Source organism: Cellulomonas sp. Leaf334 (assembly GCF_001424195.1).
Lineage (GTDB): Bacteria > Actinomycetota > Actinomycetes > Actinomycetales > Cellulomonadaceae > Cellulomonas.
In genome coordinates this window covers 2,225,847-2,245,446 of the sequence record NZ_LMOO01000001.1, presented here as the reverse complement: position 1 = coordinate 2,245,446, position 19,600 = coordinate 2,225,847, and the positions used below count along the sequence as shown (strand labels likewise).

21 protein-coding genes and 1 riboswitch are annotated in these 19,600 nt (G+C 72.6%); of the genes, 9 read left to right on the top strand and 12 right to left on the bottom strand.

Going from position 1 to position 19,600, the window contains the following annotated elements; all coding sequences use genetic code 11:
• The 7 genes from ASF78_RS22605 to ASF78_RS10410 form a co-directional block, all read left to right on the top strand.
• A partial coding sequence (locus ASF78_RS22605; RefSeq protein ID WP_056587765.1) for a hypothetical protein occupies positions 1-1,148 on the top strand: 1,148 nt, incomplete at its 5' end.
• 41 nt (positions 1,149-1,189) lie between these two features.
• The gene (locus tag ASF78_RS10435; protein ID WP_056587762.1) at positions 1,190-2,110 is read left to right on the top strand and encodes a hypothetical protein; all 921 of its coding nucleotides are present in this window, start codon (positions 1,190-1,192) and stop codon (positions 2,108-2,110) included.
• A gap of 165 nt (positions 2,111-2,275) precedes the next feature.
• Complete coding sequence (locus ASF78_RS10430) at positions 2,276-2,674, top strand: YciI family protein (protein WP_056587759.1); 399 nt, start codon at positions 2,276-2,278, stop codon at positions 2,672-2,674.
• Entirely contained in the window at positions 2,671-2,898 is a 228-nt protein-coding gene (locus tag ASF78_RS10425; RefSeq protein WP_056587755.1) for a hypothetical protein, read from the top strand. The genes ASF78_RS10430 and ASF78_RS10425 overlap by 4 nt, the downstream gene beginning before the upstream one ends.
• Positions 2,899-2,945: 47 nt before the next feature.
• Complete coding sequence (locus ASF78_RS10420; protein WP_056587753.1) at positions 2,946-3,434, top strand: hypothetical protein; 489 nt, start codon at positions 2,946-2,948, stop codon at positions 3,432-3,434.
• 187 nt (positions 3,435-3,621) lie between these two features.
• The gene (locus tag ASF78_RS10415; RefSeq protein ID WP_056587750.1) at positions 3,622-4,932 is read left to right on the top strand and encodes an RNA polymerase sigma factor; all 1,311 of its coding nucleotides are present in this window, start codon (positions 3,622-3,624) and stop codon (positions 4,930-4,932) included.
• Positions 4,933-5,188: 256 nt separating this feature from the next.
• Positions 5,189-6,136 (top strand): hypothetical protein, encoded by a 948-nt coding sequence (locus ASF78_RS10410; protein WP_156374099.1) that lies wholly within the window; start codon positions 5,189-5,191, stop codon positions 6,134-6,136.
• 201 nt (positions 6,137-6,337) lie between these two features.
• Here the strand turns inward: ASF78_RS10410 and ASF78_RS10405 are convergent, their stop codons facing one another.
• Together ASF78_RS10405 and ASF78_RS10400 are read right to left on the bottom strand one after the other, a co-directional pair.
• A complete protein-coding gene (locus tag ASF78_RS10405; protein ID WP_056587743.1) occupies positions 6,338-7,588 on the bottom strand; it encodes an Nramp family divalent metal transporter in 1,251 nt (416 codons plus the stop codon).
• A gap of 112 nt (positions 7,589-7,700) precedes the next feature.
• Complete coding sequence (locus ASF78_RS10400) at positions 7,701-8,330, bottom strand: YgjV family protein (RefSeq protein ID WP_056587741.1); 630 nt, start codon at positions 8,328-8,330, stop codon at positions 7,701-7,703.
• A 68-nt stretch (positions 8,331-8,398) separates the two neighbouring features.
• On the opposite strand from ASF78_RS10400, the gene ASF78_RS10395 reads away from it, so the two are divergent.
• Positions 8,399-9,502, top strand: coding sequence for a GNAT family N-acetyltransferase (locus tag ASF78_RS10395; RefSeq protein ID WP_056588503.1), 1,104 nt, complete (start codon positions 8,399-8,401; stop codon positions 9,500-9,502).
• Here ASF78_RS10395 and ASF78_RS10390 read toward each other — a convergent pair.
• The 4 genes from ASF78_RS10390 to ASF78_RS10375 form a co-directional block, all read right to left on the bottom strand.
• On the bottom strand, positions 9,489-10,259 hold the full coding sequence (locus ASF78_RS10390; protein ID WP_056588502.1) for a hypothetical protein: 771 nt from the start codon (positions 10,257-10,259) through the stop codon (positions 9,489-9,491). The two genes, ASF78_RS10395 and ASF78_RS10390, sit on opposite strands and share 14 nt — an antisense overlap.
• A 73-nt stretch (positions 10,260-10,332) precedes the next feature.
• Positions 10,333-11,322, bottom strand: a complete 990-nt coding sequence (locus tag ASF78_RS10385; RefSeq protein ID WP_056587738.1) for an ABC transporter ATP-binding protein — start codon at positions 11,320-11,322, stop codon at positions 10,333-10,335.
• Entirely contained in the window at positions 11,316-13,052 is a 1,737-nt protein-coding gene (locus tag ASF78_RS10380) for an iron ABC transporter permease (protein ID WP_056588501.1), read from the bottom strand. Before ASF78_RS10380 ends, ASF78_RS10385 begins: the two co-directional genes overlap by 7 nt.
• A 2-nt stretch (positions 13,053-13,054) precedes the next feature.
• Positions 13,055-14,077, bottom strand: a complete 1,023-nt coding sequence (locus tag ASF78_RS10375; RefSeq protein ID WP_056587735.1) for a thiamine ABC transporter substrate binding subunit — start codon at positions 14,075-14,077, stop codon at positions 13,055-13,057.
• A 67-nt stretch (positions 14,078-14,144) separates the two neighbouring features.
• Positions 14,145-14,260: riboswitch (TPP riboswitch) on the bottom strand.
• An 88-nt stretch (positions 14,261-14,348) separates the two neighbouring features.
• Here ASF78_RS10375 and ASF78_RS10370 point away from each other — a divergent pair.
• On the top strand, positions 14,349-14,630 hold the full coding sequence (locus tag ASF78_RS10370) for a DUF4235 domain-containing protein (protein ID WP_056587732.1): 282 nt from the start codon (positions 14,349-14,351) through the stop codon (positions 14,628-14,630).
• A 94-nt stretch (positions 14,631-14,724) separates the two neighbouring features.
• Here the strand turns inward: ASF78_RS10370 and ASF78_RS10365 are convergent, their stop codons facing one another.
• Genes ASF78_RS10365 through ASF78_RS10340 form a run of 6 tightly spaced genes read right to left on the bottom strand, consistent with a single transcriptional unit; the run spans position 14,725 to position 19,597 of the window.
• On the bottom strand, positions 14,725-16,173 hold the full coding sequence (locus ASF78_RS10365) for an NAD(P)/FAD-dependent oxidoreductase (protein ID WP_056587729.1): 1,449 nt from the start codon (positions 16,171-16,173) through the stop codon (positions 14,725-14,727).
• 17 nt (positions 16,174-16,190) lie between these two features.
• Positions 16,191-16,592, bottom strand: a complete 402-nt coding sequence (mnhG, locus tag ASF78_RS10360; protein ID WP_056587726.1) for a monovalent cation/H(+) antiporter subunit G — start codon at positions 16,590-16,592, stop codon at positions 16,191-16,193.
• The gene (locus ASF78_RS10355; RefSeq protein ID WP_056587723.1) at positions 16,589-17,002 is read right to left on the bottom strand and encodes a monovalent cation/H+ antiporter complex subunit F; all 414 of its coding nucleotides are present in this window, start codon (positions 17,000-17,002) and stop codon (positions 16,589-16,591) included. The genes mnhG and ASF78_RS10355 overlap by 4 nt, the downstream gene beginning before the upstream one ends.
• Entirely contained in the window at positions 16,999-17,550 is a 552-nt protein-coding gene (locus tag ASF78_RS10350; RefSeq protein WP_056587720.1) for a Na+/H+ antiporter subunit E, read from the bottom strand. The genes ASF78_RS10355 and ASF78_RS10350 overlap by 4 nt, the downstream gene beginning before the upstream one ends.
• Complete coding sequence (locus ASF78_RS10345) at positions 17,547-19,091, bottom strand: Na+/H+ antiporter subunit D (RefSeq protein ID WP_056587717.1); 1,545 nt, start codon at positions 19,089-19,091, stop codon at positions 17,547-17,549. Before ASF78_RS10345 ends, ASF78_RS10350 begins: the two co-directional genes overlap by 4 nt.
• Positions 19,088-19,597: a Na(+)/H(+) antiporter subunit C gene (locus ASF78_RS10340; protein ID WP_056588500.1), complete on the bottom strand. Its 510-nt coding sequence runs from the start codon at positions 19,595-19,597 to the stop codon at positions 19,088-19,090. Before ASF78_RS10340 ends, ASF78_RS10345 begins: the two co-directional genes overlap by 4 nt.
• Positions 19,598-19,600: the final 3 nt, after the last annotated feature.

Below are 19,600 nucleotides of genomic sequence, written 5' to 3'. Positions count from 1 at the left end.
CCGACGCCTGGGACTCGGTCACCGACGCCGGCGCCGCGATCAGCGACTGGTGGGAGTCCACCACTGCCGACCTGGGCGGCTGGATCGACGAGAACCTCGCCGGCCTGCGCGACTGGATCGGCGAGCACGTCGGGCTGTTCCGGTTCCTGGCCACCGCGTGCCGGGTCGTCGGCTGGGTCCTGGTCGTCGTCGGCCTGATCCTGACCGTCGCGCTGACGATCATCGGCGCGATGGGCGGGGCCGCGATCGGGGCGGTGTTCGGGTTCGGCGTCGGAGCCGTACCCGCCGGCGCGGCCGGCGCCCTGGCCGGCGCCACGTTCGGGCTCAAGATCCTCGGCGTCGGCTTCACCCTGGTCTCCGTCGGAGACTTCCTCGACGTCGTCGCCGACTGGGGCGAGGGCAAGATCGACGGCCAGGACCTCGTCAAGCAAGGCACCCTCGAGCTCGCCCTGGCCATCACGTCCCTGATCGGCGTCGGCGTCGTCGGCAAGATCCTGCAGAAAACCTTCACGCACCTGCCCGCGTCGTGGCGCAAGAAGCTCGACGAGCTCCTCGACAACAAGCCCAAGGACAACCGCACCTGGCGCGGCACCGGGACCGCCGACGACCCCGTGGTGTTCGAGTACAGCAACCCCGCCGCGGCGTTCCGAGACCGGAGCCAGCCGACGTCGACGGAGCTGGACGAGCTCGGGCCGCACACCGACTACCCGGCCGGCACCGAGGAGCACATGCTCGCGCGCTGGCACCTGTACCAGACGAACGGCTCCAACCGGCTCTCGTGGGAGCAGTGGCGGGACCAGTACATCCGCAACCAGGGCAACAAGCCGCGCGGGGATGCGTTCGAGGACGTCGTCTACGAGCTCGACGAGTACTCGGCCGACGACTGGTCCCGGAACGCGTCGGTGGAGGACGTCACCGGCGTCGACCGCAACTACGACGTCGTCAACCTCGACGATCAGATCGGTGTCGAGATCAAGTCCGGGAACACCATCGACTCAGGGCAGCTGACCAAGGACCAGACCCTCGTCGACTCCGGTTGGACGATCCAGTACGTGTTCGGCAGCCAGCCCTCCGCCGCGACGATCCGCAAGCTCGAGGACGCGGGCATCGAGTGGAAGGTGGTCCACAGCGAAGCCGTGGTCAGATAGTTTGCCTGACGGCGCGAGAGCGCCGGTCGACGGGAGGCGTTGTGAGGGACGAGCAGTTCCAGAACTGGCTGGAGGCCATGGACCCCCGGCTGGCGCGGTTCGAGGACTTCCTCATGCCGACCAGCTGGACCAAGGGCTTCACCCGCGAGTCGCTCGAAGAGCTCGAGCAGTACATGCTCGAGCGCTGGCCCGACCGTGAGTCCTTCCAGAACGACGGCGACTCCGACTGGATCGACGGCGCGATGCGGTACATCGGTGAGGCCTACCTGCGGATCGCCGGTGGCGGCTGGTACCTGGACAACCGGCCCGACGTCGCGTTCCGCGGTCAACCCGTGATCCGGCCCGACACCATCGACGGGTTCCCGATCGCACCCGCCAACTTCCTGGGCGTCCTGCTCAAGCGCCGCACCGGACACGAGCTCGCCAAGGTCTACGACGGCCAGCTGCGCCAGGTGCAGCGTCGTCGGGACGTCGAAGGGCCGGACTGGGAGCCCAAGCGCCTGCCCATCCCCGGCTACTACAGCGAGCAGGACCCCGGGGACACCCCCGAACGCGACGCCTGGGCCGCGCGGGTCGACGAACGCATCGCCGCCCTGCGCACCCACGCCGGTGAGCACGGCACCCAGCTCGACCTCAGCCCCCAGTCCCTGACCGTCCTCGAACGCCTCTCCCAGCTCGACCTGACCGCCGCGACCATCGACGTCCGGTCCGCCGACGGAGCCGAGGTGGTCGCCCGGTACGCCAGCTACCTCGGTGCGGTCCTCCTGCAGCAGGCACCAGGACGGTGGATCCTGCGACCCGGCGAGCCCGGCACCGACCCCTTCGTCGGACACCCGTTCGTCAAACGTCTCGACGAGAACGGCCTCTGGCGCGCCGGCCTGGTCCACTCCGCCGTCGAACGCCTCGCCGACCAGCACGAACCCGGCCTCTTCGCCAAGGTCCTCCACGCCTACGCAGGCTGACCCGACGTCCACGGCCCGACGCGCGTCCCCATCGCCGGCTACTGCAGCGAGCAGGACCCCGGGGACGACGCAGGCTGACTCCCGGGAACTGTCGATCACCGCCCGGCCCGCACGTCATCGGGGCAGCGGGACGCACCAGGCGTCCTCCGACCAGCAGGAGCTGACATGGCCGAGTTCACCGTCGTGCTCTACCGCGACGACGCGCGTGACGCCGCGCTGACCGACGAGGAGCGCGAGCGCGCCCACGCCGCCCACAGCGCCTTCCAGCAGCACTGCGCCGACCAGGGGTGGGAGATCGTCACCACCCGGGCGCTCGGTGTGGCCGACCGCGCGCGGTCGCTGCGGTCCGACGGGCGCGCGGGCGTCGTCGTCACCGACGGGCCGTACGCCGAGACGGCCGAGCAGGTGGCCGGGTTCTACCTGGTCGCCCGCACCACGCTGGAGGCGCTGACCGAGGCGGTGTCCGCGCTCGTGCTCAACGGCGAGTCCGTCGAGATCCGACGCACCGTGCGGTTCGTCGACGGCCTCCCCGTCGACGGCGACGACGCGCTGACGACGTCGTGAGGTTCGTCGTCCTGGCGTTCGGGTCCACGACCCTTCCCGCCGGTCTCACCCTCGGCTCCGTGGACACCGCGACGTCGGTGCATGACCGCGCACTGCGGGACGGGCCGTTCGACGGGCCCGCGTCGGCGCTGACCGGCATCCAGGTGCTCGACGAGCCCGACCTCGACGCCGTGCTGGACGGGCTGCCCGCCGTCGGCACGTTCGAGGTGCGACCCCTCGCGTGAGGCCGCGTCCGCTACGTTCGTCGCCACGGACGAGATGAAGGGGTGGCGTGAGAGTCGAACAGCTCGAGGACTGGCTGGACGCGATGCATCCTCGCCTCGCGCGGTTCGAGGACGTCCTCATGCCGACCGGCTGGACCGGTGACTTCTCGCGGGCGTCCCTGGAGGAGCTCGAGCAGGACGCGCTCGAGCGCTGGCCGGACCGTGGCTCGTTCGACGACGCCGGCGACCCGGACTGGGTCGACGGCGCGGTCCGCTACGTCGGCGAGGCGTACCTGCGCATCGGGGGCGGTGGCTGGCACGTCGACAGCGATCCCGACAGCGTGTTCAGCGGACTGCCCGTGGTCACCCTGGACACGATCGAGCCGTTCCCCATCTCGCCCTACAACCTCCTGACGGCGCTGCTCAGCCGCCGGACGGGCCAGGTGCTGGCCAAGGTCTACGACGGCCAGCTGCTCGAGGTGCAGGAACGCCGGGACGCCGAGGGCCCGGACTGGGTGCCGACGCGCCTGCCCGTCCCCGGCGACTCCCGGTCGTGACGCGCACGGACGTGTCGATCCGCGGGCGGCTCGCGCGTCATCGGGGCAGCAGGACGCACGAGGCGTCCTCCGTCCCCGTGAGGAGAGGACATGTCGGCCCTGACCCTGCGCGACGACGACCGTCCACGCGCCCCGGCGCCGGTTTCATGACGTCCGGCGTCCTCACGTCCTGGGTGCGGCACGACCGGTGACGCCCTCCGACGACGCCCTCGCCGAGGCCTGGCGGGCCCACTGGTCCCGCCTGATCGGCCTGCTGATCGGTCAGTTCGCACGCCCCGACCTGGCCGAGGACGCCGTGTCCGACGCCTTCGAGTCGGCCGCCCGGCACTGGCCCGTCGACGGCGTCCCGACGAACACCGGCGCGTGGCTCCTCACCGCCGCGCGTCGCCGAGTCCTCGACCGTCTCCGTTCCGAGGCGGTCGCCCGACGGAAGGAACCGTTGATGGTGGTCGACGACGAGATGCGCGCCGCCGCGGCGGCCGTCGTCGACCCCGGCGCCCACGTTGCCGACGAGCGCCTCCGGCTGATCTTCGCCTGCTGCCACCCCGCGATCGCACCCGACGACCGCGTCGCCCTGACCCTGCGGTTCGTCGTCGGCCTCACCACCACCGAGATCGGCCGGCTCCTGCTCGTGCAGGAGTCGACCATGGCGGCCCGGCTGACCCGCGCGAAGAAGCGGCTGGCGTCCTCCGGCATCCCCTTCGCGACGCCCGCCGCGGAACGGCTGGACGAGCGCCTGGACGTCGTCGCGACCGTGGTCTACCTCGCCTTCACCTCCGGCTATCACCCGGGGGTCGGCGCCGAGCCGTTGCGCGTGGACCTCGGCGACGAGGCCGTCCGCCTGCTGCGCGTGCTCGACTCGCTGCTGCCCGACCGCTCCGTCGTCCGCTCCCTGCTCGCGCTCCTGCTGCTGCAGCACTCCCGCCGCGACACCCGACTGGACGAGTCCGGCGCGCTGGTCCTGCTCCCGGACCAGGACCGCAGCCGCTGGCACCGCGACGAGATCACCGAGGGCGTGGGGCTGCTGGAGTCCCTCGCATCGGGTCCGGCTCCGGCCCCCGGTCCGGCCGGTCACCAGTCGCGCCTCGCGACGGAGTACCGGCTGCAGGCGCTCATCGCGGCCGAGCACGCGACGGCACCGACGGCGGCGGACACCCGCTGGTCCGTCATCGCCGACCTCTACGCGCAGCTCGAGGCGCTCACGGGCTCACCGGTCGTCCGGCTGGCGCGCGCGGTCGCCGTGGCCGAGGCGGACGGTCCCGACGCCGGCCTCCAGCTGCTCGACGGCCTCGACGACGCCCTCCCCCGCCACCACCGGGTCCCCGCCGTCCGCGCCGAGCTCCTCCGCCGCGCAGGCCACCCGACAGCCGCGGCCGCGGCCTACCGCACGGCCCTGAACCTGGTGACCAACCCGACCGAGCGCACCCACCTGGAGTCCCGCCTGGCCGACCTGGAGGACGCCCCGGAGGACCCGTCGGAGTGGCCCTCGCGTCACTAGCGCCGCGAACGGGACGCGTCAGCTGCCGCCCAACTCGTCAGCTGCCGCCCAGCTCGTCGGTTGCGGCCCAGCTCGTCGGTTGCGGCCCAGCTCGTCGGTTGCGGCCCAACTCGTCGGTTGGAACGAACGAGATCGGTGCGGAGGGACGAGTTCGGCGATCCCGTCGACCCGCCCACCGGTGCGCGATCCCGCGGGTTCGTCCACAGAGGGCTCGGATCGGTCCGCGGTCGACCGGTGCGGCGACGAGGGTGCGCAGATGCCTCGACGACCGACGGATCGCACGACACCCCCGATCGTGGTGCTGCCCACGGTGCATCTCGCGCGCGACAACCCACCCGAGGTGGTCCGGAGGCGGAACGTGTCGGGCGCGTGGGAGCGGATCGCCCGCGGCATCTACCTCCCGGCCGAGGACGGCCCGACGCAGGACCGACCTCGGACGATCGCCCTCGGCCGGATCCAGGGCATCCACGCGCGCCTCCGATCCCCGCACTGGTTCAGCCACGAGTCCGCGGCCCTGCTCTGGGGTCTGCCGCTGTGGGTCGCGCCCACGCACACGCACCTCATGCAGGGACAGACCGCCGGCTCGAGCCGAGATCCGTCCGTCAGGCACCATCCGGTCACCCCTGCCCCGGACCAGCTCACGGTGGTCGGCGGACTGCCGGCGACGTCGTTGGAGCGCACCGTCGTCGACTGTGCGTCGACCCTGCCCGCGATGCAGGGTCTGGTGGTCGCCGACGCCGCGCTCCGCGCAGGAGCGGATCGAAGGGTGATCGACGACCTCCTGCGGAGTCGGGCCGGTCAGCGCGGCGTGACTCGCGCCCGTGCCGTGCTTGCCATCGCCGACGAGGGTGCCGAGTCGCCGGGCGAGTCAGCCGCGCGCTTCGTGGTCGTTCGTGACGGGCTGCCGAGCCCGCAGACGCAGGTCCCTGTCGCGACCCGGCTGGGGACGTTCTGGTGCGACCTGGGGTGGGAGGCGTGGCGGCTGGCGCTGGAGTACGACGGCCGCGGCAAGTACGAGGGCCGCGTCACCGAGGAGTTCATCCGGGAGAAGCGACGCCACGACGCACTCGTCGACGCCGACTGGCGGGTCCTGCGCGCGACGAAGGAGGACCTGCGGGGCACCACCCTCCTCCATCGCATCCTGCCGCTGGTCCCCGCGGGGTCGAGCACCCGGCTCCGCCCGCTCCGCAGCCTGCGCGGATGAGCAGCAGAACTCGTCGGTCGCAGCCGAACTCAACCGTTGCGGTCGAACTCGTCCGTTGCGGTCGAACTCGTCCGTTGCAGTCGAACTCGACCGTTGCACCTGACGAGTTCGGCGCGGACCGACGAGTTCGGCGCGGGCCCGAGCGGCGCGGGCCCGACCGCGCGGGCCCGAGCGGCGCGGGCCCGAGTTCGGCGGGACGGGTCAGCCCAGGAGCAGGAGGACCAGCAGGGTCACGTTCAGCGCGACCACCAGGGTCACCACCAGGAGCAGGGTGGCGTGGAGCCAGGGGCCGTTGCGGTGGGTGCCCATGACGGTGCGGTTGCGCGTCAGGGCGACCAGCGGGATGACCGCGAACGGGATGCCGAAGCTGAGCACCACCTGCGAGAGGACGAGGGTCCAGGTGGCGTCGGCGCCGACGGCCAGCAGGATGATCGCCGGGATCAGGGTCACGACGCGGCGGACCAGCAGGGGGATCCGCTTGTGGATCAGCCCCTCCATGATCGTCGCGCCCGCGTAGGCGCCGACGGAGGTGGACGCCAGGCCCGACGCGAGCAGGCCGATGGCGAACGCGACGGCGATGCCCATGCCGAGCGCGTCGGCGATGGCGTCGTACGCGCCGGGGATCGAGTCGGTGCCGGGGACGCCGCGCAGGCCCGACGCGGCGAGCAGCAGGAGGCCGATGTTCACGGCGCCCGCGACGGCCAGCGCGATGCCGACGTCCCAGCGGGTCGACCGCAGGATCTCCCGCAGGCTCGCGCCGGTCGGGCGGCCGTGCCGGTCGCGGGCGAGGGCGGAGTGCACGTAGATCGCGTGGGGCATGACGGTCGCGCCCAGCATCGAGGCGGCCAGCAGGACGGAGTCGGTGCCGTCGAAGCGCGGGACCAGGCCGGACAGGACGCCGCGGGCGTCGGGCGGTGACACGAACAGACCGGCGAGGAACCCGACGGTGATGACGGCGAGCAGGGCGATGATGACGTGCTCGAACCGCCGCTGCCCGTACCGGTTCTGGGTGGCCAGCAGGAGCAGGGACACGACCCCGACGATCAGGCCACCGAGCGGGAGCGGGACACCGAACAGCAGGTTGAGGGCGATGGCGCCGCCGACCACCTCGGCGATGTCGGTGGCGGCCGCGACGACCTCGGCCTGCATCCAGAACGCCAGCCGCGGGGTGCGGCGCATCCGCTGGCCGAGCACTCCGGGCAGGGAGTCGCCGGTGACCAGGCCGAGCTTCGCCGACTGGTACTGGACCAGGACGGCCATCGCGTTCGCCGCGACGAGGACCCACAGCAGCAGGTAGCCGTACCGGGCGCCCGCGGTGAGGTTGGCGGCGACGTTGCCCGGGTCGACGTATGCGATGGCCGCGACGAACGCAGGACCGAGCAGCAGCGGGGCGCGACGAGGGCGGCGCGGGGTGGTGACCTGGACGGTGTCGTCGGTCGCGCTGCTCGTCATGGTCCACCTCAGGAGAAAGTTCGGTCGTCCGAACTCATGCTAGCGGACTGTCGGAAGACATCGACGCGCGACGGACGGGCCGCGTCGAGTCGCGACCCCGGGCCGTTCCCCGTCAGGCGGCCGCGGGGACCTCGCGCTCCCACCCGTCGGCGGTCGACCGGAACCCCACCCGCTCGAGGTACGCGTGCGCCTCGAGCGACGGCGACCCGACGACGAGCCGGCGGAACCCGTGCGCGGCGAACACCCCGCTGTCCTGGTACACGAACTCACCGGGCGTGAAGTCCCGGTACCGCGGCGTCACGTAGTCGAGGTCCACGCGACCGACCCCGTCGCCGGCGGACCGCACGACGACCGCGCCGACCAGCTCGTCGCCCCGCACGACGACGAAGGCGGCGGAGGGGGCGGGGTCGGCAGCGACGAACGCGGGGTGGAACCGGGCGATGTCCGGGGCGTGGGTGTCGAGCAGGTGGCGCAGGACGGAGTCGTCGGCGGGGACCTCGAGGACGCCGTAGACCTGCGCGTCGTGCCGCTCGCGGTGCAGCCGGAACAGCCAGTACACGTCGATGACGGCGATGACCCCGTTCATCACGGCGAACGGCCAGATACCGACGATCGCGTTGTAGACCGTGGCTATCACGGCCCCGGCCAGGTTCAGCCACCGGAAGCGCAGCACCCTCGCCTGCGTGAGCGAGACGATGACCAGCAGCGAGCCGGCCCAGCCGACGATCTCCAACCACACCATCTGGTGAGAGTAGCGACGGCCCGGAAAAGGGCTCGCCACGGAAGGACGACAGGCGGATCGTGGTCGTCATGACGACGTGGTCGATCCGTGAGGTGCCAGTGACGGAGACGCCCGAGGGGGCGTGGCTCCTGCACGGCTACACCGCGGCGATGAACGAGGTGCTGCTCGACGCGTGGGGCAACCGCGACTTCGAGCGCACGGCCACGGAGATCCTCGGCTCGATGCGCGACCAGCACTACATCCGCAAGGCGCGTCTGGTCGCGCTCGCCGACGACGAGCTCGACGCCCCGGACCCGGACCGGGTGCTCGGCTACGCGATGGTGAACCTGCCGTTGCAGGACAACACCCACACGGCGCAGGTCGAGGTCGGCGTGCGCCCGGCGTATCGCCGTCGCGGCGTCGGCGCATCGCTCTACGACGCGAGCATCGCACTCGTCCGCGACGCCGGCAGGACCACCGTGACGGCCGCCACCGACCAGCAGGTCGAGCCCGCCGAGGGCCCTGGCTCGCTCGCGGCGACGACCGGCGTCGGCCGTGTGGAGGCCGACGCGGACGGTCCACGCTTCCTGCTGAAGCGGGGCTTCGCGCTGGAGCAGGTCGAGCGCTACTCGGTGTTCGACCTGCCGTTCGACGCGGACCTCGTCGCCAAGCACCGCGCCGAGGCCGAGGCGCACGCCGGACCCGACTACCGCCTCGTGAGCTGGTTGAGCCACGTGCCCGCGGAGTGGATCGACCAGTACGCGCTGCTCAACACCCGGATGAGCACGGACGCGCCGCTGGGTGGTCTCGACCTGGAGGAGGACGTCTGGGACGCGGAGCGGATCCGGGTGACGGAGCGGCAGTACGAGGACCGGGAGCTCGAGCTGCTGGTGCTGGCTGCGGAGCACGTCCCGACGCACACGCTCGCCGCGTTCACGTGCTTCATGGCGGTCCCCAACTCGGACGAGTTCGTGCACCAGGACGACACGCTCGTGATCAAGGAGCACCGTGGCAAGCGCCTCGGGATGCTGGTCAAGACGGCGAACCTGCAGCGACTCGCGGCGGAGCGGCCGACGGTCCGGCGCGTCGGCACGTGGAACGCCGAGGAGAACTCCTACATGCTCTCCATCAACGTGGCCCTGGGGTTCCGTCCCGCCGGTGGTTCCGGGGAGTGGCAGCTCAGGCTGAGCTGACGCGCGACGACCCGCTGGGCACCGCCATCGCCCACCAGCGGGTCCACCGCTCGCGGATCTGCTCGAACGTCTCGTCGTCGAGCCCGTAGGTGGACAGGACCGCGTCGACGGTGCCGTGCGGCGGCGTGTGGGCAGCGGGGGTCTCCTGGAGGACCAGGAACATCTCGGAGATGCCGTGCAGGCGCAGCCCGAGCTGGAGGGGCGTCTCGTAGACGAGCGTCCCGCCGAGCAGGGTCCCGTCGGGCCGGCGCGCCTGGACGTGCCCACCCACCGGCACCCCGCGGACGCCGACGAGTCCGGCGCGGTCGAGGAGCCTGTCCTTCCGGTCACCGGACGGCAGCCCGAACATGGACAGCGTCCGGCGCTCCTGGTCGGGATGGACGGCGAGCGCGAACTGCAGCTGGTGGGCGTCGGCGGTCCAGCTCTCGTCGGCCTCGTCGCGCACCCCGTCGAACGTGGCCATGCCCTCGTGGCTGCGCCGGGTGACGGTCAGGCGTGTCCGGTGCGGCTCGTGCGCGGCGGACCGCAGCGTGAGCCGGTCGTGGTGGGGCCAGCTCAGGGTGTGGATGCTCGCGTCGCCGACGACGTCCTGCGCCTCGACGGCGGTGTCGACGAACGCCCGGGCCTGGGCGTCGAGGCCGTCGTGGTCCCACCCGTACCAGCGGCGCACCAGTGCCGGGTCCCGCAGGTACGTCCACACCGTCGACAGCGGTGCGGGGATGTCGACCGACACGACCTCACGGAGCTCCAGCGTCATCGCCATCACCTCGGTGCTCGAACCTGCTCGCCCGGATGCTTCCGACCGTAGTCCGCTCGGCCGCGGAAGGCGATCAGGCGTCGAGGACCGCGAGCGCGTCCGGCTCCACGCCGAGCTCGACGACGTCCCCCGCCGACCACCGCCCACCGACGGGCCCGAGGGCGGTGACCACACCGATCCCGTCGACGTCGACGCGCACCTCGGACCGTCCTCGTCGCGACGAGACCCCGCGCACGGTGCCCTTCGCGACGCCGGTGCGCCCCACGACGAACGCTCCCTCGGCGAGCGCGAGCGTCGCGGAGGACGGCGGGACCCCGAGGGCGTCGCGCAGGGGTGCGGCGGCCGGGCTGTCGAGGGGGACGAACGCCTCGTAGCCGAGGAACGACGCGACCTCGCGCGTGGCGGGCCGGACCCAGAGGTCGGCGGGTGCGTCGACCTGGAGGAGCCGGCCGGTGGACATGACGGCGACGCGGTCGGCGACGGCGAAGGCCTCGTCCTGGTCGTGGGTGACGAACACGGCGGTCGTGCCGGTGGCGACGAGCGCGGCGCGCAGGTCGACGGCGAGGCGCTCGCGCAGGGCCCGGTCGAGGGCGGACAGGGGCTCGTCGAGAAGCAGGAGCCGGGGCGCGGGGGCGAGCGCCCGGGCGAGGGCGACGCGTTGCCGCTCGCCGCCGGACAGGGTCGCGATGCCGCGGTCCTCGTAGCCGGCGAGCCCGACCAGCTCCAGGAGAGACGCGACGCGCGCGCCGGAGCGGGCCGGCAGGCCGTAGGCGACGTTCCCGCCGACGGTCCGGTGCGCGAAGAGCTGCCCGTCCTGGAACATCAGCCCGAACCCGCGCCGGTGCACGGGCACGCCGGCCAGGGATGACCCGTCCCAGGACACGGTCCCGCCCGCCAGCGGCTCCAGTCCCGCGACCGCGCGCAGGAGCGAGGACTTGCCGCAGCCGGACGGGCCGAGCAGCGCGACGACCTCGCCGGGCGCGACGTCGAGCGACACCCCGTCGACCGCCGGCACCGGGCCGTACCTGACGACGACGTCCTGGACGGACAGACCGTTCACCATTCACCTCCCGCGCCGGGGGCGCGCAGTCGTTCGCAGGCGGCGACGATCCCCGCGGTGAGCACCGCGAGGACGACGGACGCGGCCAGCGCCATGCCGTAGGACTCGGGACCGGGTCGGCCGATGAGCCGGAAGATCACCACGGGCAGCGTCGGCCGGTCGGGGCGGGCGAGGAACGACGTGGCGCCGAACTCCCCCAGCGACGCGGCGAACGCGAACCCGACCGCGAGACCCAGGGACCGGGCCGCGATCGACAGGTCCACGGTCCGCAGCACGCGACCGGGGGTCGCGCCGAGCGTGGCGGCCGCCTCCCGCAGCCGCGGGTCGATCGCGCGCAGCACCGGCAGCACCACCCGGACGACGAGGGGTACGGCGACGACCGCCTGCGCGATCGGCAGGAGCAGCGGGCTGGTCCGCAGGTCGACGGGCAGGCCGAACGGGTGGTGCATGGACAGCAGGAACCCGAACCCGACGGTCACGGCGGACACCCCGAGCGGGAGCATGAAGAGGGCGTCGAGACCGGCGACGGCACGGCGGCCGACCGCGCGGCGCGGCCGTCGGGACACGACGAGCGCGACGAGGCCGCCGACGACCAGCGCGATCACCGTGGCGTCGAGCGCGACCCGCAGGGAGTTCAGGGTGGCCTGCCAGACCGTGACGGTGAGCGACCCGCCGGTGGTGCCGAGAGCCGTGTAGTGGTCGAGCCCCCAGCCGTCGTCGGTCCGCAGCGACCGCATGACGAGGTTGACCAGGGGCAGGGCGAGCAGCAGGACCACGAGCGCGGTGACCGCCGTGGCGGCGAGGGTGAGCGCGTGCCCGTCGCCGGGCGGCATGCCTGCGGGCCGGCGCAGCAGCAGCGGACGGACGGAGGACGACGGGAGCGTGAGCCCGAGCGCCCGCTCGCGGCGGGAGCGTGCGCGCCCGGCGACGACGAGGGTCCCCGCGACGACGACGAGCTGCACCACCGACAGGACGGCGGCTGCGCGCAGGTCGAGGAACTGCGTCGTCTGGATCCAGATCTCGGTCTCGATGGTGCCGAACTGCAGGCCTCCGAGGACGAGGACCGTCCCGAACGCGGTCGCACAGAACAGGAACGCGAGGGACGCGGCCGACGCGATCGCGGGTGTCAGCGCGGGCAGCGTCACCGTGACGAACGCCCGCCACGGTGACGCGCCGAGCGCCCGAGCGGCCTGCTCGGCGCGGGGGTCGAGCCGCTCCCAGAGACCCCCGACCGCGCGGACGACGACCGCGTAGTTGAAGAACACGAGCGCGGCGACGATGGCCGCGAACGTCCCGTCCAGGTGCAGGAACCCGAGCGGGCCCCCGTCGACGAGCAGCGAGCGGAACGCGACGCCGACGACGACGGTCGGCAGGACGAACGGCACGGTGACGAACGCCCGGAGGAACGCCCGCCCTCGGAAGGCGTGCCGGTACAGCACGTACGCCCCGGGGATGCCGAGCAGCACGCTCAGGACCGTCCCGAGGGTCGCCTGCGCGAGCGTCAGCCCGACGATCCGCCACGTCCGGGGCCGCGAGAACACGTCGGCGAACCCGCCGAGGTCCAGCTGCCCGTCGACGACGAACCCCTTCGCGATCATCACGGCCACGGGCCACGCGAAGAAGATGCCGAGGAAGAGCAGCGGCACCACGACCGCCACCGACCAGAACGCGACGACACGTCCCCGACCCGACGCTGCGGCAGCGCCGGGTCGGGTGAGCGTCGAGACGGACATGGTCAGCCGATCACCGTCTCCGACCACACGGCCAGCCACGCCTCACGGTTCGCGCTGATGTCCTGCGGTGCGACCTCGAACGGGTCGGTCGCCAGGGGGGCGAACGCGGTCCACTCCTCGGGGAGCGCGGCGGTGGTGCTCACGGGGTACATGTACATGGACCCCGGGATGTCCTCCTGGACCTCGTCGGACAGCAGGAAGTCGAGCAGCTGCTGCGCACCCTCGGGGTTGGCCGCCCCCTCCAGCACGCCCGCGTACTCCGTCTGCCGGAAGCAGGTGTCCAGCAGGGCGCCGGTCGTCGGCTCCGTGCCACCCTCGGGGATCGTGGACGGGGGCGACGACGCGTAGGACAGGACGATCGGGCGCGGGCCGCCGCCGCCTCCACCGGAGAAGTCCGTGAAGTACGCGTCGGACCAGCCGTCGGCCACCTTGACGCCGTTGGCCTTCAGCGCCGACCAGTAGTCCTGCCAGCCGTCCTCGCCGAACGCCCCGATGGTCGCCAGCAGGAACGAGAGCCCCGGCGACGACGTCACCGCGTTGGGCACGACGAGCAGGTCCTTGTACTCCGGCTCGGTCAGGTCCTCGAGGGTGACCGGCTCGGCCAGACCCTGCTGCGCGAACCACGTGTGGTCGACGTTGATGCAGACGTCCCCGTAGTCGACGGGGACCAGGGCACCCTCGAACGCGTCGGGCGCCTCGGTCGGCGCGACGACCCCCTCGTCGACCGCCCGCGACGCGAACGAGTTGTCGATGCCGAACACCAGGTCCCCCAGCGGGGCGTCCTTGGTGAGCACGAGCTGGTTCACCAGCGCGCCGCCGTCGCCCGGCTGGACGACCTCGACCGTGAGACCGGACTCCTCCTCGAACGACTCGAGGAGGCCGTCGGACAGCCCGAACGAGTCGTGCGTGACGAGGGTGACGGTCCCGGCCGACGCGCTGGGGGCGGCGTCGCCGGTGCCGATCGCCGAGCACCCGGCCAGGGCCAGGATGCCGAGACCGGCAAGAAGCGAGTGGGTCCTCGCCATGGGTGATGCTCCTCCTCGGTCGGAAAGGAGGGGACCCTCCCATGCAGCCGCAGCGACCACATGGGAAGGACTGAGAAGCCCGACTCCCTACGCCGGTATCAACCGGATCAGGTTCGAGGGTCTGCGGTGGTCCGCACTCTCAGCGTCCAGACCCTGCGGTCCGACGCTCCCCTGTCGTTCGCCGCAGATCCTACGCCGCGCTGAGCGGCGCGGACGCGCTCGCCGGGCTACGGTCGTCCCAGACCCCGTCCCGCACTCCCGGAGGATCCCCATGTCGGACGACCAGCAGAAGCAGTCGATCGTCGCCAAGCTCATCGGCGCGGGCGTGGCGCTCGCCGCGGCATTCGTCGTGAACCAGGTCCTCAGCCAGGCGTGGAAGGCCAAGACGGGCCACAAGCCGCCGAAGGCCGAGGACCCGGGCGACGCGGGCACGGCCGAGCTGATCGCGGCTGCGGCACTGACCGGCGCGCTCGTCGCGGTGTCGCGGGTGCTGGCCACGAAGTCGACCGCACGCTTCGTCAAGCGGGTCGACTCGAAGAACCCGCTGGACTGACCACCCGCACCTGCGGCGACCGAGCCATGGGTGCCGTGGAACCTGCCCGCCGCGACACTCATGGCTTGGTCGCCCCCGTCGCAGGGGGTCGGACCTACGGCGCCAGGCTCGGCGGCGCCATGATCCCGAACTCGCGCAGCACCCGCTTCGCCGCGTACCAGCCACCGAGGCCGTGCACGCCGGGTCCGGGCGGGGTGGACGCCGAGCACAGGTAGACGCCCGCCCGACCCGAGAAGTACGGGTCGAACCGGCGGGTGGGGCGCGCGAACAGCTGGCCGATGCTGGCGCGACCCGCGGAGATGTCGCCGTCGACGTAGTTCTCGTTGTGGTCGCTCATGCGGGCGGCCGGCACGCACCGCGACGTGACGACGACGTCCCGGAACCCGGGGGCGTACCGCTCGATGTGCCGGGTGATGGCCTCGGTCACGTCCACGTCGGATCCCGCCGGCACGTGCGTGTAGGTCCACAGGGGCCGACGGCCATGGACCTGGCGGGTGTCGTCGACGACGGTCGGGTCGCTGACCAGCGTCATCGGCAGGTCCGCGTGCTGGCCGCGCGCGACCGTGTTCTCGGCGCGGGCCATCTCCGCGCGCGTGCCGCCGACGTGGACGGTCCCTGCCCGCCCGACCTCGGGCACGGTCCACGGGACCGGCCCGTCGAGCACGAAGTCGACCTTGGCCGCCGCGTCGCCGTACTCGAACGCGGCCAGCGCATCCCGCGCGCGCGGCGGCAGGCGGTGGCCGAGCACCTGGACCAGGGTGCGTGGGGTGGTGTCGAACACGTAGCAGTGCGCGATCGGCAGGTCGGCGTCGCTGCGGACCCGGTGGTCGGTCCGGATGGTCCCGCCGTGCGCCTCGAGGTCCGCGACCAGCGCGGCGACGATCGCCCCGGAGCCGCCGCGTGGGATGGGCCAGCCGCCCTCGGCGTGCGCGAGGGTGCCCAGCAGGAGCGCGGTGCCCGCCGCCGCGATCGACGGCAGCGGCGAGATCGCGTGGGCCCCGATACCGGTCAGCAGCGCCGGTGCGACGTCGCCGACGAACCGGCGGTCCCACGCGCGCGTGCCCTGCTCCAGGACACCGAGCCCGAACCGCAGCGCCGCCCGCGGGTCGACCAGGGGCACCGACCGCTTGTCGAACAGACCCAGCCGCACCACGGCGGCCGGGTCGCCGCCGACCAGCGACCGCCACACCGCCCCGTCGACGCCGAGCTCCTCGACCGTCCGGTCCAGGTCCCGGTACGCGACCCCGGCGCGCCCGTCGGGGAGCGGGTGCGCGTAGGAGACCTCGGGCACCAAGAGCTCGACCCCGCGTCGCGACAGGTCGAACGCCTGGAAGAACGGGGAGGCCCACGCCATCGGGTGGACGGCGGAGCAGATGTCGTGCGTGATCCCGTCGGCCAGGCCGAGGTCGAGGGTCCGCGCGCCGCCGCCGACCGTCGACTGCGACTCCAGGACCGTGACCCGCAGGCCCGAGCGCGCGAGGGTGACGGCGGCGGCGAGCCCGTTGGGGCCCGAGCCGACGACCACCACGTCCGGTCGCGTCATCACGTACCTCCTGGAGCTCAGTCTCGGGGGTCGTCGTCGTCGGGGCGACCCTGGTCGCGCACCTGCGCGAGCTCCTGGTCGTTGGTCAGCTCGTCGACCACCAGCAGGTCGCTGCGGACCTTGCCCGTCCGGTAGCCGGCCCGACCGACCATGTGCGCGGCGACGGGGGCGGTGAGCATCTGGAACACCGCCACGAGCACGAGCGCCCACACGGCCCCGCCGGAGCGCAGCCGCAGCGCGAGCCCGATGAGCACGAGAGCGAGGCCGAGCACCTGGGGCTTGGTGCCCGCGTGCATGCGCGCCAGCAGGTCGGGGAAGCGCAGGACGCCGACGCCGGCGGCGAACGCGAGGAACGCCCCGCCGAGCAGGCACACCGCGGAGGCGACGTCGGCGACGGTCGTCCACTGGTCCTGGGTCATCCTCGGACCTCCCCCTCGGCGCCGCCGCCGTGGTGCTCGTCGAACCCCTCACGGCGGTCTGTCCGGCGCGTCCCCTCGGCCTCGTCCTCGGCGTCCATCCGCTCGGCCTCCTGGGCGGCGATCTCCTCGCGGGTGCGCACGCGGCCCTCGCCCTCGGGCTCCACGGACGCGAACCGCGCGATGGTCACGGACCCGACGAAGCCGACGAGCGAGAGGACCACGAGGACCGGGACGACGTCCGTGCGGCGCTCGACCGCGCCGTACAGGGCGACCGCCACGATCATCGCCGTCACCACGATGTCGAGGGCGACGGTCCGGTCGAGCATCGACGGACCCTTCTCCGCCCGGATGACGGCGAGCACCGCCCCGACGGTGATGAGGATCCCGCAGACCCAGATGACGGCGGTCATGCGCGCACCCCCAGACCGGCCGCGACCAGCTCCTCGTCCGACGCGAACGCCCGCAGCACCCGCTCCTCCTGGTCCAGCACCGCCTGCCGCGCCGCCTCGATCCCGCCGCTCTGCCGCACGTCGAGGACGTGCAGGTAGAGCATGCCGGTGAGGCGGTGCGCCTCGACCACCAGCGAGCCGGGGACCAGCGACGACAGCTCCGCGGTCAGGGTCAGGTAGAGGTCGGAGTGGCTGCGCAGCTGGACGCCGATGACCGCACCGCGCGGCACGTACCGGGGTCGGATCGCGATGAGGCTGACCTCGAACGACGCTTTCACCAGGTCGACGGCGAAGCGTGCGGACAGCCGCAGGAAGCCCAGCGGACGGAACCGTCCGTGGAAGTCGATGGGCGCCATCCGCAGCCCGGTGGTCACCGCGAGCGCGATGACCAGGCCGGACAGCACGTTGCCGACGGACAGGTCGCCCCAGAGGAACACCCACACGACGGTCAGCCAGACGACGGTCGCCCACTGGGTGCGCCACCTGTGCCGGCGCGGGTGCAGGCTCATGGCTGGTCCTCCGCCACGTCGTCGGAGACGCCCTGGCCGCGCTCCCCGTCGGGCAGCACGGCCTCGACGTACGGGGTGCGCTCGGTCAGGGAGACAGCGGCGCGCTCGGTGTAGGCGTACAGGGGGCCGGCCGCGACCGTGAGCAGGAGACCGACGACGATGAGCGCGCCGGTCGGGGCGACCATCCCGAAGGGCAGGCGGACCGGCGGGCGCGGCTCCTCGGGCGTCTGCCAGAACGCCTTGTTCCACGCCTTGACCAGCGCGTAGAGGGTCAGCAACGAGGTCAGCACGGAACCGACCACGAGGACGTACGCCAGCGGGGTCCCCAGCTGGACACCGGCCTCGATGAGACCGATCTTGCCCAGGAACCCGGACAACGGAGGGATGCCGCCCAGGTTCATCGCAGGGATGAAGAAGAGGATCGCGAGCACCGGGGTCAGCTTCGCCAGGCCACCCAGCTTGGTCAGGGACGTGGACCCGCCCGCACGCTCGACGAGGCCCACGACCAGGAACAGCGCCGTCTGCACGGTGATGTGGTGGGCGACGTAGTAGATGGCCGCGGTGTAGCCCAGGTCGGTGGCCATCGCGATGCCGAACACCATGAAGCCGATGTGGCTGACCAGGGTGAACGAGAGCAGTCGCTTGATGTCGTCCTGCGCGACGGCGCCGAGGATGCCGATGACCATCGTCGCCAGCGCAGCCCACATGAGGGCGTCGTCCAGCCTGCCGTCGGGGAACAGCAGCGTCTGCGTGCGGATGATCGCGTACACGCCCACCTTGGTGAGCAGGCCGGCGAACACCGCGGTCACGGGCGCGGGGGCGGTCGGGTAGGAGTCCGGGAGCCACGCGGACAGCGGGAAGACGGCCGCCTTGATGGAGAACGCGAGCAGGAGCAGCACCTGCAGGACGAGGCTGACGCCCGGGTCGATCTCGGGCAGCCGGATGGCGAGCTGGGCCAGGTTCACGGTGCCGGTCGCGGCGTAGATCATCGCGATCGCCACGAGGAACAGCACCGACGACAGCAGCGCGACGACGATGTAGATGGTCCCCGCTCGGATGCGCTCGCCGGTGCCGCCGAGGGTGATGAGCACGTAGCTGGCGGCCAGCAGGATCTCGAAGCCGACGTACAGGTTGAACAGGTCCCCGGACAGGAACGCGTTGGCCACGCCCGCCGTCAGCACCAGGTACGTCGGGTGGTAGATCGAGACCGGCGCGGACTCCTCGTCGTCCTCGTTGCCCTGCGCCAGCGAGTACAGCAGGACGCAGAGGGTGACCGCGCTGGAGATCGTGAGCATGAGCGCCGACAGCCGGTCCGCCACCAGGTCGATGCCGACAGGGGCCGCCCAGCCGCCGACGTCCACGACGAGCGGGCCCTCGTCGGCGAGCACGAGCAGTGCCAGGCTGGCGACGAGGACGAGTGCGAGGGCCACCACCGTGACGAACCGCTGCACGTTCGGCCGACGGTAGAGCGCGAGCGCGAGGCCCGCGGCGGACAGCGGGATGACGACGGGGAGCGGGACGAGCCAGGTGTAGTCGGTCACGGCTGCACCTCCCGTGCCGTCGCCGGTGCGGCCGTACTCTCTCGCGCTGGCGCGCCCTCGTCGGTCTCGTCGCGGGCCTCGGCTGCTTCCTCGTCCAGGGTCCCGGCGGCGACCTCGGTGTCCAGGTCGGCGAACGCGCGCTCGTCGACCGCCGCGAGGCGCGCGATACGACGGTCCTCGACGTCGTCCTGCACCTCGTCGTGCCGGTGCAGCTGCCACGACCGGTAGGCCATGGCCAGCAGGAACGCGGTCATGCCGAGCGTGATGACGATCGCCGTCAGGACCATGGCCTGCGGCAGCGGGTCGCTCATCTGACCCTCGGGCTCGTTCCCGACGATCGGAGGGCGTCCGGCCGCGCCGCCCGCCACCAGGAACAGCAGGTTCGCGCCGTTGCCGATGAGGATGACGCCGATGAGCACCCGCGACAGGCTGCGCTCGAGCAGCAGGTAGACACCCGCGGCGAACAGCACGCCGATGGTGACGACGAGGACGATGTTCGGGCTCATGTC